This window comes from Paraburkholderia pallida (assembly GCF_004524855.1).
GTDB classification, from domain to species: Bacteria; Pseudomonadota; Gammaproteobacteria; order Burkholderiales; family Burkholderiaceae; genus Paraburkholderia; species Paraburkholderia oxyphila.
The window spans coordinates 271,599-289,312 of the sequence record NZ_CP038148.1 but is presented as its reverse complement, the minus strand read 5'-3'; the positions used below and the strand labels follow the sequence as shown (position 1 = coordinate 289,312).

The following is a 17,714-nucleotide window of genomic DNA, read 5'->3' as shown; positions in this document are numbered from 1 at the left end:
TCAAATTCGTGGCGAAGATAGCGATATACCCTCGTCGAGAACGATTCGATCTGCCCGGAAGTCTCGCGAACGCATCTCGCCTGGTCGATTACATTGAGGTGAAAGATGACGATCGGAAGAGAAGATGAATCGGACTTGTCTGAAGAGCAGCGAGACACAACGAACCTCTTAAGTCATCTGCTGGGCCAGGCATTCGCTGATCGATATGTCGACTTCTGCCGTTTGGTTGGGGAGAAAATTTCGCTTCGCGTTTCACGACCCCTTGCCGCCCACGCATTAAGGGAATTCGAATCTTCACTTCGGCAGACACTAACAACGGTGACCGACGCTCGCCAAGTATTTTCGGTGTCTGAGCAGGAAAATTTGCAGCGGGCTGCTCAGGAATTGGCGGTGTTGGGATTCGATGACACTGCGATTCGGCGCGCGCTAAAGGCGCTTCCGAATCGACGCAATCATAGAGATGAAATCCTTGGAATCATCGGCTGGCTGGGGCTCCCTCTTGACGGTGACGTGGCTGGCTCATGGATTTCGCTTGACAAGGGGGCAGGTCGCGCGCATGAGCGTTCGTTCCACAAATCCTTGCATGTAGACGACGAGTTTCGTATCGCGTTTCAGGAGCCGTTCGAATTGGTGGTGCGTGGCGTCGCGCTGGCTCTACAACGCCGCTACAGTGCTCTATTACGACGCGTGGAAGAGCTTGTATCTGTATCCGACAAGGCACAGGCGGTCGCCCTGTTCGAAAAAGAGATTCCAGGTGCGTTGCCGCTTCAATGGCACTTCTTCCAGCGCTTGCAGACTCCGGACTGGCTTCCACATCTTGCCAACAGGAAGCTTCTGACGCATTCAAATGTGAATGCCAGCGCCCAGTTTCCGTTCGGGGCCTGGCCAGCTGGGAGCTATCTGCTGCGAATGGCCGGCTCTGCAGACTTGGAAACGCGCGAACAGGTGATCGCGGTACTACGTATTGCGCCTGACTTCGAACAGCGGGAAATGCGTTTTATCGGCATGGAGATTTTGGCCGCATTACCTGCGAACGAAGCCGCACCGTTCGCGACAGTGGTCGCAAGGTGGCTCGACCGCGACATACGCAACATGTCGATGCATATTCCTGAGCGGCTTTTGACGAACTTTGCTGAGGCAGGGCAGACCGACGCTGCGCTCATTGTTGCGCGCGCGCTCCTTCAGGTTTTCGAGGAAGGCGGTGGTATCTCCACGCTATACGCGCGCCATATGTACGAATACAGCCTGCCGACATTGGTCACCATGCTCACTCGTGCTTGTGGTCTGGAAGCCTTGGGCCTATTTGTCGCGCTGCTGAGAGAGGCTGCAATTGCCGACGGCAAACTGCGGGAGAGTTCGGGTGTCGATCACAGTCATATTACGCTGGGCTCGATAGCCAGCGGTGAACATGCCGCACACGATACGTACAGTGCGTTGGTGAGCGCGGTAAGGACCAGCGCCGAACTGCTCGCTCAGCAGGTGTCGTGCTCTATGCATGCTGTTGTGACCTTGTTGGTCAATGTGTCAAACAACATTTTCAAACGTATAGCGATACATGTTTTAGCGAAGAATCCCGCCTCCGAGCCCGAACTGGCGCAGAGCTGGCTTACCGACTCAGACCTGATCGAAGATTCATTGTATGCGGAAGAGTACGCGGCCCTCGCGCTGGCTTGGTACCCGTCCCTGAAGCCGGACGCGCAGAACGCACTGCTAAATTCGGTTCGAGCGGTACCAGGCCGCTACCGGGATGCATGGAAAGCCCGTCGAGAGCAGCGAGGGCAGCCTGTCAGTGTAGAAGACGAGCGTATGTTTGACGCTTTGGTACTTAGAGATATGCTATGGCATTGGCGCGCGGTACTTCCTGATGAAGTACAGGCGGAACTCAACGTGACTGTCGAAAAATATGGGAATCCAGACGAATGGAAACACGGTATCGCATTTCCTCGGGAAGAAAACCCTCCCCTATGGGCATCTGATTTTTCCACAAAAACAGTTGCCGAAATAGTCGACCTTTTCAGTACCTGGACGCCGCGTAACGAGAAGCCGTGGGAGGCCGTGGCGGCGTTCGCGCATCAATGGCGCCTCGCGGTCCAGCGAGAGCCAGGCAGATATGCTGAATCAGCCAAATGCTTCGTGGATGTTCCGCCATCCTACGTGCATGAACTCTTCGAGGGGTTGGAAGACGCCGCCAAGAGCCAGTCCAACTTCGCTTGGGCTCCGGTCCTTGATCTGGTTTCTCATACGTTTTCCAAGCTTGGAGACTCAGTCGGTGAACCGGATCTAACCGTCGCAGGTGAGCAGGGCTGGATACAAGCTTGCCGCAGCGCGAGCGAACTGCTGAAGTCGGGATTGCGACGAGGTGCGGAATCCATTCCTTTTGAAGAGGCTGCGACGGTTCAAAGCCTCGTATTTATTCTTATCGAGAAGGCGCCTCGTGAACCCGAGGTCGAAGATTTTGAAGAGCGCTTCGCTCGAGACGCCTTTCTTGCCGCTACGGCTACGCTGCGCGGGTCCGCTCTCGAACTCTGCGTGCTTTGGTTGTTCTGGCTAAGCAAAAGCAGTTGCTCCCAGATTTCTGTGGCTCCACGTACTGCCCTGCATATGCTTCCGCAGGTTGCGCAAATGCTTGAGACACAACTCGCAGACCTCTCACCTTCAGGGCGTATTCCCCGCGCCATCTTGGGGCGGTATCTAGATTGGCTTTTCTATTTCGGCGCAGACTGGATACGTGGCAATCTTGATCAGATTCTGCCTAACGCCGACGATGCGCTACACCAGGCAGCCTGGCAGGCACACCTGATCCACGGTGGCCGTCCGGTGAGCGGCCTTTATGCTGAACTTCAGTGGTGCTATGCAGATGAGTTGCGGCAGATGCGTGCACACGACGCAGGCGGTGACGACATACGGTTCCGTCTCCGTAGGTTCGGCGACTATATGCTTATCCTTTACCTGAACGACGTACTGCAAATTGAACACGGGTTATTTGCTCAATTTCTGCAATATGCATCGGCAGCACTTAGGCGGCACGTCATGTGGAGTGTGGGGCAGTACTTGCAACTGCCTCCCGATAAATTTTCCGAGAAGGATCGAAGCCGGGCGCTGGCCTATTGGGAAGCCCGCTTGGCTGCGGCGAAAAGGGAGTCCAACCGCGATTTATATGAGGACGAGCTCGAGATAATCGGCCACTGGGTAAACAATCCACACCTAGAAACGTCATGGCTCATGGAGCAGCTTCTTGCCATGCTTGATGCCGGCTTCATTCCAACCTTCGGATTTGATGTGGTCGGGTGGTTGGCAAATGTTTGTACCCAGGATGTCGGGAGTTCACTGCGCATACTGGCTGCGATGGTTGATCATCCAGAATGCAGGCCGGATACTTATATGGTGCAGCAGAGCGCGATACGGACAATCTTCTCGGAGGCGGCAAAGAGCGGGTCCGAAGAGATCATTGATTTGATGAACCAGACAATCAGTATTCTGTCGACGAGGGGCGAGACAGGATATCTTGATCTCGAACAACGCCACTGAGGCCGGGTAATGGGAAAAGGTGGCTTTACGGACAACGTTATTACCATTTCGAAGGCGGACCTGCGTAAGGCGCTTCGGTGTTTCCTGACGCGCCTCGACGAGAATGGCGGTGTACGAGGATGTACATTGGTGGCAGCATGCACGGCAAGGACGCTCCCGTTGATGTAGACGGGCCGCGTCTGGCTGTGTTCGGAATGACGATAACGAACGGCGAAGATGTTCCGGAGAAGTACGTCCTGCTTCGCCTGGGTAATGCTGACGATGTACGCCGGAACTGCCTCGTGCGGGCGTCGATGCCGAGGCCGAGGCCCGTGAGTGGGCATTGACCCGCCTGAAATAGTGCGGGGGTAGGTTCCTCGGTCAGCTGAATACGTGGCGATGCACCCACATCGCCAGATCTGCGAGCGCCGCGAGGGCACCCTCTTTCGACTCCTCGCGCGCCCATGCGCTGAGCGCGAGGATCCGGCGATTGCTTTCGAACCACGTCAAGTTCTCACCCGGCACGTGCACCCATGCATGTGAGTTTTTCTTCGTCGCAGCTCCGAATTGCCGCTCGACTTTGTCAAGGTCTGCTCGCGTTGTGCTGCGGTCAATGTATGCGGTAACGTAAAAGCGAATCGAGCCATTGCGCGCATTTTCCGTGTCTGGGAGATAGACGAGCACGACCTGTGATTCTCCTCCCCAAACCTTAGGGAAGAAGCGGAGCACCTTTTCGTTCCCGGCCCAGTTGGCCACACCTGTCCGGATCGTTGTTTCAACGTCCTGATCCAGGAATACCTGCTCAATTGCCGTCGTTCCCGCGCGACGCAGACCCGATTCCAACTGGACCAGAAGTTCGGATGCCTTGATAAGGCTCGGAAGATTTTCGAGCGCGAAGGTGAGGTTGGCCTCGTTCATGGTCCAGATCGGTGAAGGTTGGGAAAGGTGACGCAGATGGAGCAGAAACTCGCGATATAAAACCTGCCATTTGCTTACAGGGCTGAGGACGACGTCCGCACCATACTGGGAAAGCGCGACCTCGACGAGCTCGCTATAGCTGACCACCGGCCATTTGCAATTTCGCGGAAGAGGCCGGCTGTCAGGCGTTGCGTGAAGAATGCACCTGAGTATCGGCCCACCGCGCGACCTCTGCCTGAGCAGCTTGTCGTAGACGCTGAACGGGTTGTCAACTGCGGCGTAAACCTTGTTCTCGATGCCGAGCACGAAATTGCCGTCCGAGACAACGAGGTCCAGGCGCTTGTGCGATTCTCCGCCATCATCCCAAGCCGAAACTTCGCGAGACGCGCGCACCTTGGACCAGTCGGTACCGGCGAACAACTGTTCGTCAGCCTGCCCGAGTCGAGCAAGGTGCGTGACGAGCGCCCGTGCCAGCCAACGGGGAGCGGAGGGCTCCCACCCCATGAAAAGCGCGAGCAAGTCGGACGTCGGGTTCTCCAGGTATCCGCTGCCCCCGACGGAGAAAAAATTGACTTCGGTTTCCGGCTCGTCAATGGCGAGCTGAGCCAGCTTTTCGAGGAATGCTGAGATCTCGATCGTAGGTGTGTCTTGCACGCTGAGCCCTTTCTCGTTGAAGGAGCGGCTGGTTACTGGGTGGCGACCCGAAATTGGTGCGCGCGATTTTACCAGCGGAGGGAGAGGATGGGTTTCCGGCAATTCATGCAAGTAAGGGAATGAGTCAGATGTTGGAGGTCTCCGCCAACAGTCCTGCAGCGGCTTTTGTTAAGCAATTAAAGCGGTCGCTCAAGAACGATTCGGTAACGTTTGATTTTTGCGTAAAGTGCGGGCTTGGATATCCCCAGTAGTGATGCGCAGCGCGTCACGTTGTATCGACAGGCCTCAAGGGCCTGGCGTACTGCGGCGCCTTCCTGATCGCGTAGCGGACGCACATCGGTTGCAGCGGCGGCGTCTCGCACGGGCATGGCTGAAGGGGCGGTTCCACCAATCTCGGGTCCTTCCATGCTAGGCTCGATCCACCGCTTAAAGTCATTTACAGTTTCGTCCTGAGCAAGATTCACAATCCGCTCAATGGTGTTCTCCAGTTCACAGATGCCATACTTGAGATTGACGCGAAAATGAAGTCGAATGCGCCATACAGGGACGAGGTGATCAACGGCAACTCGGAGTCGTACTTTCACTTTAAACCGAGTCTGAGTGAAGCTCTCATGGCGTTTGATCGATGCAAAAGTCTCACGTAAGCGACGCGGGAATCAAGCAATAGGGGAGCACGCGAGCCTCATCTGTATCGCGCGCTGGGTATGTGGCCAGTTGATCGTACAGGACGATCACAACGAACCGGATGCCGAGTCGCTAACAATCATGATCCCACGTCAGTCGCAACCGGAGCAGTCTGGCGTCCCAATCCTTTTCCGTAGTCGTTCGGTCTTTGCTTCCGCCTCCGCAGATTGCGTGCGATCTGCTGTTTCCAGCGCATCCAGGTAACGCTGGATGCTTTGCTCGATCTATTCCTAGCGCTTTGCGGTCTTGTTCGGTGTGAAGTTATGATCGCGGCTGTTGACCGCCTTGAACTTGCAGCTGCCGATGGCCAGCCTTCGCCAGAATGACCTGATTCGGACGATTCTGCCGTAGCAGCCAAGCCAGTAGCATTTATCGATCCGCTGCGATAGCGACACGCTAACAGAATCGTCGGGCCCTTCTCTCGTTCAATCTAACCTAATCTTGCTAACGAGCAAGTCATCAACTCGAATGGGCCTCGTGCTCGATAAAGCGTGCCGCCCACGGCATGCGAGTCGTTTGCGTACGAGCATTGGAATTGCGTCGGTACCGCAAATACGACGACAGCATTGGGTTCGCGGATCTCGCGGTGGGTTATCTTTGGCAGGAGCTGCACTGGCGGCGGATCATTGGTGTTCGCCCAAGGCCGTGGTTCAGCTCTTGCGCTGCGCCCGAGGCTTGGCAAGCCGGGCGCAGACATCGGACATCAGATGCAGCGCCCATGCTCGATCCTCTGCATCGAGCTTGCTTAACTGTTCGTTCAATTTGCCTGTTAAGTCCTGTGCATGCGACGACGGCGGCGTCAGCAGTGTGGCGACAGGTATGGCATAGAGATTCGCAAAAGCGATGAGGCGCGGGAGCGTTGGCCAATTTGCGCCACGCTCCTGCCTGCTGATTGTCTGGGGATCGACGCCCAGCCTGTTGGCGACCTCTTCCTGCGTCAGGCCTGATTCATTCCTCGCCTTTGCCAACGCGCGCCCCAGCATTGTTGCAAATTTCTCTTCGTTAATCGCTGCCACCCTCGCGTCACCTCATGTTGCATACCAACATGAATCGTGTCCGTAACGGATGCTTCTGGTAACATCATGGAATGTTCAGTTGCTAGACATTTGATGTTTAGTTTTTGCGACAAACGACGAACAGATACGCTTCGGGGCGGCTAGTCCGCTTGCAGCGCTTGTTGATGAATTTCGAAATTTTGCTCGTGCCTGCGAGCAAGTGATATCGGTTGGCGTCTTATGTTTGTAACGAGTGAAATTAACCGTGTGCCTGCATTGAACGTACCTTTTGGCGGGTTGCGGGGCAGAGACGTATGGTCAGCGGTCCAGCAACTCCTGCCGCGAGACGTTCTGATTCTCAGGGTATCGCGGGCGCGCTCGCGGGGCGTCCCGACGATCGTGATGCTGGATCTGCGCGAAACCGCTGCGTCGCTTGAGCAGTTCGTTGCCGGAGATATTGTTCTGCGTGGCGCGGCAGTGCTGAGCACAAAATTCGCGCACGAAGTTGATCGTTGGAGGCTCGATCCGCTGAACGAGATTCGGGTGGGGGTCACCGAGATCGAACAGTACAGTCAGGGCGAGCGGTTGGTGACGGTGACCCGCTTCACGACGGCTGCCGGGGGAACTTTAACTGTTCCGTACGCGCTGGCGACGAAACCCGCGCGCGGCAGACGGCTCTGGCGCGCAAAGGCGTCGGCTGCAGCGGCTTCTGCGTGATCACGGCTCGCAAATGGGTGCAGTTGCGGAAATGAGGCTGGGCACCGAGGTTGAGGAGACGAACATACGGCTGCGCGTGCGGGGAGGCGTCGTGCTGGATCTCGATTTCGATGGCGTGCTGCATCCGGAGGACGTGTGGCGCCGGCCGCAAACCGGGCCATACGTCGCGAGTCCGCCGGGCCATGCGCTGTTCGAGCACGCCGCGCTGCTTGCCTGATGCCTCGAGCCCGCGAGCTGCGCATCGTGCTGTCCATGAGCTGGGTGCGCGTGTTCCGTTGCGTTCGCAAGGCGGCCCGCCGTCTGCCGCCGGAACCGCGCCGGCGCGTGTTCGGCGCGACCTTCCGCGCCCGGATGGATCCGGCTGGTTTCAGTCCGTGCCGCGTGGCGTGCAGGTCAGGAGTCACGTATGCCTGCTGCGGCCAGAGGCGTCGCTCGCGCTCGACGACGATGCCAGCGGCTGGCCGGACGTGGGCCGCGATCACTGAGGTGCGGGCGGATCTCGTGCGGGGTTTTGGCGCGCCGCACGTTCTGGCTGAATTGCAGTCCCGGCTCGGCGCGATGCACCGTCCGGAAGCCGGCTGGCCGTGATAATCCGCCGCTTATCGCGGCCAGCGTGCGGTCGCCGCAGCCGGTGCGGCCTCCTTGGGAGGTGACATGAGCAGGCACAGGAAACCGCCGGCATTGCCGCCGGACGAGAGCTCGGCGCAGCTGCGTGAGCGGTTGCGGCGCTTCGCGCTCGCCACCCGCGACGACGCGACCCGCACCGCCACGCTGTCGTTTCCCGGGCACGTGACGGTGCTTGCCGGGCCGCTGCACTGCCACCGCCCGCACCTTGCTCACCCGTCCGCACCCGCCCGGAGCGGCCCGCAGCGGCATGGTGCCGCCGGAGCCGGGCAGGCAGATGGCAGCGATCTGCCTTGAGGCAAATGGAATGCGCCACTCGAAGGAAAAGTCGGGGCGCGGCGACACGCAGGCACGTATATGGGCCGGATGGCTTCGGTCAGGCAGGGGAATCCCAGATGGTAGTTCTTCAACGACTGGATGACGACGGTGGACCGGTGGGCGCGCGCGCCTGGCAACCGGAGGCGGGGTGCGACGGAGGGGCGGCACGCCGGGACGACGGCGGGAGGCGCGCGCGATCATGACGGATGCCCGCTTTCACGGCGCGGTGGTCTGGCCGGTTCCCCCCCGGGAACACAGCGGCTGGAACAACCGCTACTTCCTCGACACCGAGTTCACGGACTTCCAGCGCTGCCAGCTCATCAGCCTCGCCATCGTGGGCGAGAACGGCTATGAGTTCTACGGCGAGCGCACCGACTACGATGCGGCGCTGTGCAGCGACTTCGTCCGCGCGGTGGTGCTGCCGCAGCTCGGCCGCTTCGAGGAGCGGGCCATGCCGTCTGTCCGGCTACGCGAGGCGCTGCATGCGTGGCTTGCCGACATCCCGGCGACGTCCGGCCCGGTGCTCTGCTACGACTATGAAACGGACCTGAACCTGCTGCGGTTTCTGCTTGCTGGTCCGCTGCCGCGCGGGTGGACGCTCGAGAACATCGCGGGCCGGTGCGACCGGGAGCGGCGCGCCGCGTACTTCACGCGGCATGGCGGCGAGCACCACGCGCTGCATGATGCGCGCGCGAATGCGTACGCCTTTGCCGGCTGAATGTGGCGGACATTGACGCGGGAAACCCGCGTTCTTGCGGTGGGTCGCATGCAGTCTTTCGATGAACTTTGCAGGTATTCAGGCAGGAGACCAGGATGACCGGGGGCCGTGTATGGATTCCGCGAGCCGATGCACCACAGATCGCGCAGCGCCTGCGCGAGCGCCGCAGGGCGTCGGGGCTGACCCAGGCCGAACTTGCGGCCCTGGCGGATCTGGCGCACTCGACCTTCGTGCACTGGGAAAAGGGCAGGTTGCCTGACACGCTTGCGACGGCGGCGGTGAACGCGCTCGAAGCAGCTCTGCGGGTTCCGCCAGGATGGCTCCTCAGTCACGAGGCGCAGCCGTTGCCGGATCCTGCCGCCCTCATGGACGACGCAGGCGCCTGTACACAGGCTGGGCCCGGCGGGCTTCCGGAGCGTATTCCTGCGGCCTGCTGCGAGGCAGTCGGCCCGCCCGCCGCGCGGCTGCGGGCGGAACTTGGACTGTCGGTTGCGGAAGTCGCGCGGGCCTGCGGGGTGTCGCGCCCCACGCTGTTGCAGTGGGAGCGGGGCGCATTTCCGAAAGCGCTCACGGGGCAGCAACTTCGCGCCTGGGCGCGTGCACTCCGGCTTGCGCCGGGCCAGCTGCTGGCGTTGCCGGCCTCGCATCCTCGGGTGCACGATGGCAGCGCCACGTGAGCGCATTGAACGGCCGTCGATGCCTTGCCTGCATTGGTCGCTTCCTTTCACGACACCTGTCTGGATCCGCCCTCATGAGTGGCAATGACGAAGCGGTCCCCGTCACACCGGATGTGCCCGTGCCATTGGGCGCCGCCTGGCGAAAGCGCCCTGTGCGGTCGCGTCAATCGCCGGGCCCCGCGCCGGTAACTGGCAGCAAAGGCCAGGGGTTCGCCGCGCGACTGGCCGACAGCGCCGGGTCTCACCGGACCGCATGTCCGGCCGCGCCACGGGGCGCACAGGTGCCTGTCCTCACGGGCGCTCTCACGCCTGTCTGGAATTTTGCGGACGGGGTCCGCGGATCGACGGGTCTGGAAAAGGGGTAGCCATGCGCGAATACCGGGACAAGGTCATTGAGGAACTCGCGGTCTGCACGTGCGACCGCTGTGGTCGGCGGATGACGCCCGACGAGCCCGCCGAGTGGTACGAAAGGGTGTCGCTCGGCTGGCGCTGCGGCTTCGATTCAATTTTCGGCGATGGCGCACGTGTCAGTCTGGACCTGTGCCAGGGCTGTGTGCGGGACACGCTGGGCCAGTGGCTGTGCATCGATGCGCCGGATGCGCCCACCGACCATGCCGGCTTGCGCGGGCCTGCGGCGCTCACGCCGGTCCGTGAACAGCAGGTCAGCGCCAACGGGTTGCCGACGACCCTGAAAGGCGCGGTGCGGCACGAGGGTGAGGCCGCAGGCACGGAGTCGATGAAGGCGGCGATCGCTGCCGCGCCGGCGGACGCTGGGGGCGGTAGGCAATTGACTGACGCCACGCAGCCGGCGCCGGAATTTCACTGGAACTACCGGGTCATGGAGTTTCATGAGGGTGGTGAGACATGGAGGGAATTCCGGGAGGTGTACTACCGGAATGGCGAGCCGGAGGGCTACTCGTCCGTGTATGCCAGCCCGTGCTGGGACGATGACGACGAGGCAGCCAGACGGATTCTGGACCGGATGCGGGACGCCCTGGCCAGGCCAATCCTCCGTCCGGGGGATTTTCGCCGCCGTGAAGAGCAGGGGGGAGCAGGCAATGACGGTGTGTGAACAGGATCGTGAGTGGATGCCGCGACCGGATGCACCGCAGATTGCACGGTGCCGGCGTGAACGCGGCGGGGGCCCTCGGGCTGATCCCGGTCGGACTTGCGGCCAGGGCCAGGCGGGTGCACCCGACCCGCGTGCACCGGGAAAAGGGCAGGCTGCCCGCCGCCCTTGCGCCATCTGGGGTGAACGCGCTGGAAGCAGCTTCGCAGGTGGGCTCACGGTGGGGTTATCAAAAGGAGAGGGAGAGGCGGATGCTTCGAGTCACCATTGAGTTGCTGCCCGGTGGGCGCGAAAGCGGAAAGTGTGTCATCGCGACGGCGGATATCGCGCGGGTGAGCGAGGCGCCGTTCGGGGCACGCGCGGATTACGGCGTCGTTCTGAAAGATGCGGTGCTGGGCGAGATCGGCGGGCGTGCCGTGGTGCGCAGCTATCCGCGATGGGCGACCAGCGTGTGGGACCTCGTTGCGCGTGGCATTGCCGCTGCGCTGAATCAGGATACCGAATCGTTGCCGCCGCGACCGGCGAAACCGGAGGTGACGGTTCACACGAACGAAGCAGCCTTTCGCTACGTGCGTCTGGATGAAATCCCCGAGCCGACCCGGACATTCTTCGACCGGAAGCTTGCCGGCTCGGGCATTCCCGATCACGGTTGCGCCTACGCGCACGACTGGTTCGACTTTCTCAACGGCCAGCGCTGAAGTCAGTCAGGGCGCAACGCGCACGTGACGCGCGGGTTGAGCCTGCGTGTGTCGGGTTCCGCCGGTTGAAATACGGGGCGAGCTGACGTGCATGCCCCGGCGACATCTTTCATCAGGCGGATGCGGGCATGAATGAACCGGGCAGTGCGGCATGGTGTGTTCAGAACTACCCATGTACCGGGCCCACCACATGATCCTTTGCGGCGGCCACGACTGCCGCGGCGTCCGACGCCAGGACCTCGCGAGGACGCCTGCCATGCAGCATGCTGCAGGTCGACTCGAACCAGGAGGCAATCCGGAACGGGTGATAGCCTGCAAAGACGCGCAGAATCTCTGCGACCTCAGGGATCGGGTGGCCGGTGTCGTCAAAGAGGTAGGCGGGGTACGAGGTCTGGCCAGCCAGTTCGATGGCGAAAATTCTGGCGTCCTGCGTCCACCGGCTCGCCACTTCAAACGGATTGGCGGCTTCCGGGGCGTGCCGTTTGCCGACTGTTTGTGCCGTTACCCATTCCGTTCCGTTCATCACCGCTGCAATGGCCGCCGACAACGGATCGACTGTATGCTCGCCGGTCTGATCGATACTGCGATGTGAGGTCATGCCCGATCCTTCTTGAGTTGCTGGTGGCCGGCGACGGACCCCGCAGAATGCGGCTCGCGGAGCGGACGTCCAGACAGGATCCCGCCAGGACGAACCTCTGTCAACACTGCGTACTTCTGGCCAGGACCGGCGCAAGTTCAGACAGCGGATTTGCTGTATTGAGGGATCGCTTACCGCTTTCGTCCAGCAGCGCGCGGCACGGTGAAGTGCTCCATGTAATCCACGACGAACATCGGCGTTAGCTCGTTCAGAATCCGCATGCTGTTCGATGTAACGGGTCAGGCTTTCATCGAGTGGCTTGGACATCGGGTTTGCAGCCAACCCGCGTCGATCGTTTCTCCGGGGTGGCCGCATATTTCGCACAACCGGCCGCTCATCATCTCGGCCAGTTCAATGATGGCGCGCTGTCGCGCGTCAGCGCCGGAGACACTGAAGCGCAGCGTCCCGAACTTTTCCTTGACCTGCGCCACGATGACCTGCGGTGCGCCGTGCTTGGTGGTGAGCTGCAGCTTCGCGCACAACACATCGATCAGATCGAACCAGCCGTCTCCGCACTCGAATCCCCATATGGAGAATACCGTTGGCATGTCATCCAGAGCGTCGGCGGCTGGCGGGTTGACAGCGAAGATGAGCGGGTATTTTTCCCGCAGGATGTTCGATAATTCCTCGCGCACCGCTTATTTCTCCCATTCCAAATTGCTGCCGCAGATACAGTCTCGATTTTCACATATTGCCGGGCTGGGTGAAACTCGGTTGTCGAACGCGGCAAGGCGCGAGGTGCAGCGGAGACAACGTGATTGCAAGTGGAACCTGGGAGACAGCTGAATGGGATCAGGTGCTGTCGTATGGAATGCGGGAAGCGACGACTCGACAGACCACGGCTGCGGATCACGCGAACTGCGGCCTATGGGGCGAATTGGCTTTGGCGTCAACATGAGAATCACGTTGGTGATGAAAGCCACCACCAGAAATGCGTCATTTACTCGCGACGCGCCGGCTATTCGTCAGCTTTTGGGAGCCTTTCTCCGAAGAACGGTGAGTCACGATCAGCGCTATCGGGCTTTCGCGATGCTGAGTTTGTCGCGCTTCACCAGCCACCCGATTGCGTGAGCCTTCAGTGGCGTAGTAGTACATTCGTCGGTTGGCGCACAGACGTCGCTGCTCAGGGTGAAGAAAATGCGCTTAGTCGTCGTCAATCGAATGGCCGGTGTCGAAACGAAACTGATCATGGCCCCTCCACGTGATCCCGAGACCCTACAGAATCTGACCAAGGCGCATCTCCAGGCAGCCGCCCTATATTGGAATGGAGGAACGCGTGTCTCCCACTTCAAGGCTACGACGCCACATGGGGTCGTCATTAACGGCCATACGTACCCGACCAAGGCTATCGTAGCGCTGGCGCACGAACTGGCGGGACTTGGCACGCTGACGAGCGAGCAACTGGCTGGCAAAGCTGCGCGGCGACACCTGCAGGCTTTGGGCTTCCCGTTGGCCAACGCCAACCAGTTGGAGCGGCTGCAGCGAAAGCACGTCGAATCGGGAGCCGCGGCAATGCGCGAATTTATGGAGCACGCCATTGCCCAAAAGCACATTGCGGAGAAGCTGCATGCGACTGAATGGCGGGTCGGCATTGACGGACTATGGTACAGCCCGCGCGCGCTACGCTTAAATGCATACGCGGCTGCTGGATTGCCGATCAGCCACGACCTGTCGAAGTCCGAATACGACCGATATCGAGCACATTTGACAGCCCTAGGCTTCCCGGTAGAGCGCGCCCACAAGCCCGAGCGCGCGCGCACCACACCGCGGTGCGCCAACGACCTTCGCCGAGCTGCATCGGCGTTAATTGAATGTGTCGACGATGCCGATCCGCTACAAATCCTTTTGGATGGCACGTGCTATCCCGCAGGCACCTTGCTCGGGTTGATGCCTGGCGCAGCGCTGAGTGATCAGGATCTCGCCGCCATCTCGGAGGCAGGTGCGGTCTTACGCACTGCTCCAGACCCGCTTGACCTCGAACTTGGGGCACTCGCCGCGCGCAGCGACCTGTCAACCGAGGTCCGACGCGAGGTCACGGCGCGCATCGGTCAGGGGCGCTTTCGTGCCGCACTTATGCAGCTGCATGGCGGGTGTTTGGTGACTGGCATCGCTACGCCGGAGGTCCTGCGGGCTGCCCACATTCACCGCTGGAAGGATTGTGCGGAAACACCGGAAGCTCGCCTAGACCCCGAAAACGGGCTATTGCTGACGGCCAACCTCGATGCGTTGTTTGAAGTCGGCCTGATAGCGTTTGGAGACGATGGGGAAATCGTGATTTCGCCGCGGCTAGACGCAGACGCACGGGCCGTGCTCGGCATCCACGGTGGCATGCGACTGGCGTCGACGCCATCGGACGCGCAACGTGCCTACTTGGCCAAGCACCGGGATCGCATCCGCGCCATGCACGGTGACGAAACGGCATGATTTTGCGACGAAGTTCCGCTGTCTACTTCAAATTGGCGTCGCGTCGTCTATTGATACTGATTTAGCGCTAGAACGTGTGCCGTTGTTGATCCATGGTGAGTCTAGGCCTACCTCCGTATATGGCTTGTGGATGAGCTTTACCTTCGGAGCCGATACTTCAGCTGTGTTCGGCGCATCGTGTGTACCAGAGATGGTCGCGTATCTGTGCCCAATGCCGCGCTGTTCTTACGTCGCACGAGGCCGCGCTCGACGGTCAATTCGGCAAGTGGACCGACGATGAAATACGCGCCCGCCTCGGCGCGAGGTCGCACCGAGTTATACGATCGCGAACTTTGCCTTACCGCAGGAGCGCCCGATCGCTTGCCACTGAACATTACGTTGCTAGCGACTCACCTTGGAAGCGCAGAGAAGTCTTGCACGATCCGCGGCCGTACCTTTCCACCGCTCCTATCTACGAATACGACCTGTTTTGCTGGTTCGAGGCTGAATGACACGTGTATTGGACGGTCTGTCCCATAGATATAGATGCGATCAAATGGCAGGTTGGCCGTGATCCACTCGGCAACTTCATACATGTTTTCGTCGTGAATCAGAAAATCTACGGCGGCACCCCCGCGCGAGCATATTAGATTCCCAGAGCCGTTGATTTCGTGGGCAGCGTGCTGGTCGAGGTTTGTCGCGATTCGGCCGACGCCCTGTCGCTTGATTGCACGCGCTAACTGCGGAGAGCAAAAGCCATGGGTCAGCTCGATTCGACCGAAATAATCGATCACCGGGTCGATGATATTTTTAACGAGTGCAAACAGCGCGTTGTAGCTTTGCGGGACAAGCGGCGTGTTTTCGATCCCGGTGCTTTGAGCCGTCTCGCTACACTGGGTCAGGTCTCGATACGTGTACCATCTGCCGCAAGCATCGTCCAAGCTCGGGATGGCCTGTGAGGGTCGAAGCTCGAATCCGGATAGTTCCATGCGTTCGTCGCGTAGAAGCTGTTCAAACTGTGATTTCGTCGGCCCATGTGCGGGCAGCGATCGGCACAAAGACAGGAGCTGCTCATCCAAAGCGACCTGCTGCGAGTATCCGGGGAATTCCTCGTTGATAAACTTCGATTTACCAAGCAGGAGCGTTGGTTCGTAGTTTTCTCCAGACTCGAACACATCGATCTGCTGTGTACGAAGATGTATCTTGACGCGACGCCGAAGCAGCGGAGTTGGCGATGAGTCGAAGTCGTCGAATTCAAGTAGGGTGAGTTTTCCCGATCTGACGTGGACCTTGACTAGGTCCGCACTTCGGACGTCCCCATAGATGGTCGCAGCCGCTCCAATATATGCCCGAAGGACCGTGGGAAGTGCTTCTACCAGCGACGTGTGGACCTGCAAAGAATGGTTGTCCGGGTAGTAGCCGAACCCGTTCTGAGCGGCCTGCTCGCAGGCTTCCGCGATGACGGAAGGCGAAGCGATAGTTCTGAGAAGTTCAGCGCCGGCTGCCTGCGCAGAGCTTAATGAGCCAAAGAAATATCTTACGTCTTGCTTCAGAGAAACGTTCAGCATTTTTAGCGCGACCCGGTCACGGAATGCCTGCAGCGCAAAATAGACCCTCAGGTCATCGATTCGTTCTTGTCGGGCTAGTACCAGCTCTGCCAGATCATTGTTTGCCTCGCACAGGCGAACAGCTTTAGAGAGTGAGCCGCATGCGTTGATAAGGTCGGCAAACTCTTCGGCCTCTTCTGGTGCTGGTCCACGTCCAAGCTGTAGCATCTTAGTCCATAAGCGGTTGAATTCGCTCTGGTTTGCGCTGTAGAGCGCAGTCGATGCCTGTATACGAGGCTGAGGAACGCGCGGTGTCGTTCGACGGTTTTGCGCGACCCGAAGATAGACCCGTGATGAGCGTTGGCGGTCCAGGCGAAATTGCTCCTCAAGCTGATCGCTGGTAAACACAAAGGCAATTCCGGGCGCCACCAGAACAGCGGGGCGTTGGAGCACGGATTCGATATACGACTTCAATTCGGCCTGTGAGAAGTATCTCTGGAACGTTCGGCGCGAAGTGAGATAGCCATCGCGATAGGGTTGCCCTCGATTGCTTGATGCGCTCTCAGTCATCACAGCCACAGACAACGCAATACGCGCGAGTCCAAAAGCGTCGCTTAGTGTCCGGTCACGCTCCTCGCGATCCTCAATGACGTTCAGAACGAATCCGAGGCTGACGAGATCACCCGGCACTTGCGGTGCCGTTGGAGCAAAATGGGGATCCCATCCACTTGCGTTGTAGCCTTCACTGTTTAGACCTTCGACGTCGTCGCCCTTTCCGCATCCATAGTCGAACAATGATTTGTCTTTCGTTAGAAGTCCAAATCGGATTAGTGCCTGCATCGGAGCTGACAGTCCTAAACGGGTCAGTGCCGTCCTATATCTCTCGACGGTGGCAGACTGTGGACTATCCGCGGGGGCTGCAGTGCCTTCATCGATAAGGTTACCCGAAGGTACAAACGTGTCTCCGATCAGGTTATATCCTGCTTCGGCTATTCGCTGAAGCCAATCTTGGCGAAGGCCGATTCTCCAACTTTCTTCGAAAAGGCCGATTGCCTCCGCATCCGCGGTGATGCGGCTCCAGTGGCAGCGTCGCGTGTCATCCGGATGGAGAAGGAGCTCCTTCCTGTGGAGAATCGGCGGATTGAGGGACGAGCGAAAATCGCGGACGTTGAACTGAGGCTCCGGGTCCAGTTTCACGAGGCAGCTTGAGGCAAGACATGGAAAAGGCTCGGATTCGAACAGGGGATAGTCCAGGAAGGCAACTTCCCGATCTGTCAGGGATAACCTGACCACGTTCCATTTCGGCTCGGCTTGCGCGATGACTGCGAGGGCCTCACGGAAAAGCTCGATCGACGGTGAGTCGATGTCAAGCGCCGCATCGCGGTGAACGTACAGACTTGAGCCTACTCGCTTGCCTACGGTGTCGGCGCGTCGATTCATCAAACTCTCCTCAAAGCGGGCTGCGCCGCTTTACGCAGGACCGAGTGGTCATGAGGTAACGGGCGGCGATTCGCTGACTGTCCGGAGCGCATTGCCCAATAGCCGCGG

The 17,714-nt window shown here is 59.7% G+C and carries 16 protein-coding genes and 1 pseudogene; 10 read left to right on the top strand and 7 right to left on the bottom strand.

What is annotated here, in order from left to right:
* Window positions 1–105 precede the first annotated feature (105 nt).
* On the top strand, window positions 106–3,528 hold the full coding sequence (locus E1956_RS01190; RefSeq protein WP_134746703.1) for a hypothetical protein: 3,423 nt from the start codon (window positions 106–108) through the stop codon (window positions 3,526–3,528).
* 360 nt (window positions 3,529–3,888) lie between these two features.
* Here the strand turns inward: E1956_RS01190 and E1956_RS01185 are convergent, their stop codons facing one another.
* The 4 genes and pseudogenes from E1956_RS01185 to E1956_RS01170 form a co-directional block, all read right to left on the bottom strand.
* Window positions 3,889–5,079 (bottom strand): PDDEXK-like family protein, encoded by a 1,191-nt coding sequence (locus E1956_RS01185; RefSeq protein ID WP_167759954.1) that lies wholly within the window; start codon window positions 5,077–5,079, stop codon window positions 3,889–3,891.
* 176 nt (window positions 5,080–5,255) lie between these two features.
* Complete coding sequence (locus E1956_RS46775) at window positions 5,256–5,663, bottom strand: helix-turn-helix domain-containing protein (RefSeq protein WP_232071207.1); 408 nt, start codon at window positions 5,661–5,663, stop codon at window positions 5,256–5,258.
* 222 nt (window positions 5,664–5,885) lie between these two features.
* A pseudogene (locus tag E1956_RS47940) lies at window positions 5,886–6,074 on the bottom strand (IS5/IS1182 family transposase); the annotation flags it as partial.
* A 339-nt stretch (window positions 6,075–6,413) separates the two neighbouring features.
* Entirely contained in the window at window positions 6,414–6,779 is a 366-nt protein-coding gene (locus E1956_RS01170; protein WP_134746699.1) for a helix-turn-helix domain-containing protein, read from the bottom strand.
* 381 nt (window positions 6,780–7,160) lie between these two features.
* Here E1956_RS01170 and E1956_RS01165 point away from each other — a divergent pair, with 381 nt between their 5' ends.
* The 7 genes from E1956_RS01165 (at window position 7,161) to E1956_RS46765 (ending at window position 11,579) form a co-directional block, all read left to right on the top strand.
* Complete coding sequence (locus E1956_RS01165) at window positions 7,161–7,475, top strand: hypothetical protein (protein ID WP_232071205.1); 315 nt, start codon at window positions 7,161–7,163, stop codon at window positions 7,473–7,475.
* A gap of 31 nt (window positions 7,476–7,506) precedes the next feature.
* The gene (locus E1956_RS01160; RefSeq protein WP_134746697.1) at window positions 7,507–7,692 is read left to right on the top strand and encodes a hypothetical protein; all 186 of its coding nucleotides are present in this window, start codon (window positions 7,507–7,509) and stop codon (window positions 7,690–7,692) included.
* A gap of 437 nt (window positions 7,693–8,129) precedes the next feature.
* Window positions 8,130–8,396: a hypothetical protein gene (locus E1956_RS01155; RefSeq protein ID WP_134746695.1), complete on the top strand. Its 267-nt coding sequence runs from the start codon at window positions 8,130–8,132 to the stop codon at window positions 8,394–8,396.
* Between the two features lie 220 nt (window positions 8,397–8,616).
* Window positions 8,617–9,135 (top strand): 3'-5' exonuclease family protein, encoded by a 519-nt coding sequence (locus E1956_RS01150; protein ID WP_134746693.1) that lies wholly within the window; start codon window positions 8,617–8,619, stop codon window positions 9,133–9,135.
* Window positions 9,136–9,230: 95 nt separating this feature from the next.
* The gene (locus tag E1956_RS01145; protein WP_134746691.1) at window positions 9,231–9,812 is read left to right on the top strand and encodes a helix-turn-helix domain-containing protein; all 582 of its coding nucleotides are present in this window, start codon (window positions 9,231–9,233) and stop codon (window positions 9,810–9,812) included.
* Between the two features lie 367 nt (window positions 9,813–10,179).
* Entirely contained in the window at window positions 10,180–10,884 is a 705-nt protein-coding gene (locus tag E1956_RS01140) for a hypothetical protein (RefSeq protein WP_134746689.1), read from the top strand.
* Complete coding sequence (locus E1956_RS46765) at window positions 10,881–11,579, top strand: hypothetical protein (protein WP_232071203.1); 699 nt, start codon at window positions 10,881–10,883, stop codon at window positions 11,577–11,579. The genes E1956_RS01140 and E1956_RS46765 overlap by 4 nt, the downstream gene beginning before the upstream one ends.
* Window positions 11,580–11,745: 166 nt before the next feature.
* On the opposite strand, the gene E1956_RS01130 is transcribed toward E1956_RS46765, so the two are convergent.
* Together E1956_RS01130 and E1956_RS01125 are read right to left on the bottom strand one after the other, a co-directional pair.
* A complete protein-coding gene (locus E1956_RS01130; protein ID WP_134746687.1) occupies window positions 11,746–12,177 on the bottom strand; it encodes a hypothetical protein in 432 nt (143 codons plus the stop codon).
* A 278-nt stretch (window positions 12,178–12,455) separates the two neighbouring features.
* On the bottom strand, window positions 12,456–12,851 hold the full coding sequence (locus E1956_RS01125) for a hypothetical protein (RefSeq protein WP_134746685.1): 396 nt from the start codon (window positions 12,849–12,851) through the stop codon (window positions 12,456–12,458).
* A 151-nt stretch (window positions 12,852–13,002) separates the two neighbouring features.
* On the opposite strand from E1956_RS01125, the gene E1956_RS01120 reads away from it, so the two are divergent.
* Entirely contained in the window at window positions 13,003–13,287 is a 285-nt protein-coding gene (locus E1956_RS01120) for a hypothetical protein (protein ID WP_134746683.1), read from the top strand.
* A 66-nt stretch (window positions 13,288–13,353) separates the two neighbouring features.
* On the top strand, window positions 13,354–14,640 hold the full coding sequence (locus E1956_RS01115; protein WP_134746680.1) for an HNH endonuclease: 1,287 nt from the start codon (window positions 13,354–13,356) through the stop codon (window positions 14,638–14,640).
* 389 nt (window positions 14,641–15,029) lie between these two features.
* Here the strand turns inward: E1956_RS01115 and E1956_RS01110 are convergent, their stop codons facing one another.
* Window positions 15,030–17,606 (bottom strand): DNA phosphorothioation-associated putative methyltransferase, encoded by a 2,577-nt coding sequence (locus tag E1956_RS01110; protein ID WP_134746678.1) that lies wholly within the window; start codon window positions 17,604–17,606, stop codon window positions 15,030–15,032.
* Between the last annotated feature and the right edge of the window lie 108 nt (window positions 17,607–17,714).

Bases quoted from the DNA above. Each gene is read 5' to 3' on its own strand.
- E1956_RS01155 (WP_134746695.1), top strand. From the start codon at position 8,130: ATGAGCAGGCACAGGAAACCGCCGGCATTGCCGCCGGACGAGAGCTCG.
- E1956_RS01145 (WP_134746691.1), top strand. From the start codon at position 9,231: ATGACCGGGGGCCGTGTATGGATTCCGCGAGCCGATGCACCACAGATC.
- E1956_RS01110 (WP_134746678.1), bottom strand. From the start codon at position 17,606: ATGAATCGACGCGCCGACACCGTAGGCAAGCGAGTAGGCTCAAGTCTG.
- E1956_RS01165 (WP_232071205.1), top strand. From the start codon at position 7,161: ATGCTGGATCTGCGCGAAACCGCTGCGTCGCTTGAGCAGTTCGTTGCC.
- E1956_RS01115 (WP_134746680.1), top strand. From the start codon at position 13,354: ATGCGCTTAGTCGTCGTCAATCGAATGGCCGGTGTCGAAACGAAACTG.
- E1956_RS01140 (WP_134746689.1), top strand. From the start codon at position 10,180: ATGCGCGAATACCGGGACAAGGTCATTGAGGAACTCGCGGTCTGCACG.
- E1956_RS01120 (WP_134746683.1), top strand. From the start codon at position 13,003: ATGGGATCAGGTGCTGTCGTATGGAATGCGGGAAGCGACGACTCGACA.
- E1956_RS01190 (WP_134746703.1), top strand. From the start codon at position 106: ATGACGATCGGAAGAGAAGATGAATCGGACTTGTCTGAAGAGCAGCGA.
- E1956_RS01160 (WP_134746697.1), top strand. From the start codon at position 7,507: ATGAGGCTGGGCACCGAGGTTGAGGAGACGAACATACGGCTGCGCGTG.
- E1956_RS01130 (WP_134746687.1), bottom strand. From the start codon at position 12,177: ATGACCTCACATCGCAGTATCGATCAGACCGGCGAGCATACAGTCGAT.
- E1956_RS01150 (WP_134746693.1), top strand. From the start codon at position 8,617: ATGACGGATGCCCGCTTTCACGGCGCGGTGGTCTGGCCGGTTCCCCCC.